This is a genomic window from Nonomuraea sp. KM90 (genome assembly GCF_052246675.1).
Lineage (GTDB): Bacteria > Actinomycetota > Actinomycetes > Streptosporangiales > Streptosporangiaceae > Nonomuraea.
Map to the genome: position 1 here is coordinate 1 of NZ_JBQQCB010000404.1, position 769 is coordinate 769.

General features: G+C 64.1%; 1 protein-coding gene. It reads right to left on the reverse strand.

What is annotated here, in order from left to right; genetic code table 11:
- Window positions 1-337 precede the first annotated feature (337 nt).
- The coding region (locus ACTWPW_RS64465) for a hypothetical protein (protein WP_443175079.1) at window positions 338-769 on the reverse strand (432 nt) is incomplete at its 5' end.

A 769-nucleotide genomic window follows, 5' to 3' on the forward strand; every position in this document is an offset into this window, starting at 1 on the left:
TCCCAGATGTGAGAGGTGCACTGAGGATCGGCAGAATCGGTGAAGCGTTGACAGGGCAACGGTTGGCAGCCGTTGCGGCGTTGCGTCGGTGCTGCGGTCCTGGCTGTGACGGGCCCGGATGGAGGGCAGGAGCGGCGTTGCTGGCGCAGCTGCCGGCCCGAGTGCTACGGCCTCGAGTGCACGCCGGGACGTTGTCGGCGGACAATGAGTCAGCGCGTGGAAGGTGGGCTCCTGAAAGCCGCAGCATCTTCCAGGAGCCCAGGTTGAGTGGATGCATCGCTGAGATGGACACGCTCAGCGCGGCGGGTGTCTATGCGCGCGGCGTCACACCGATGGATCAGTGCGGCGATTCCCTCGGCCCGACAGCCATTTCGGCTAGACGTAGGTTCTCGGTGCGCAGTTCGTGAAGCTCGCTCTCCGCTCGCTCCAGTGCCTCCTGAGCGGCACGAAGGCGGCCGGGGTAGGAGCGACTGGCCAGCACCTGCTGGGCGATACCGAGAATGTCGGCGACGCGTCCGTCACTGCTGCTGGACGGTTCTGCCTGCGAGGCTTGGCTGACTATGTCATGCAGGGCGTCGTCATAGGCGATGGCTTCGGTCTGGAGTTGACGTATCTCGATCGTGCGGTTGCGCAGTTCGGCTCTGAGAGGGCGGTCTGTGGGCCCCTGCCCCTGATGTCGTAGTGTGATCGAGTGAATCTGTAGCGTTATGCCTAGCTGGTGGGCGTGAACGTGTTGAGATAGCCGGGTGAGTGAACGCAAGCCGTACGC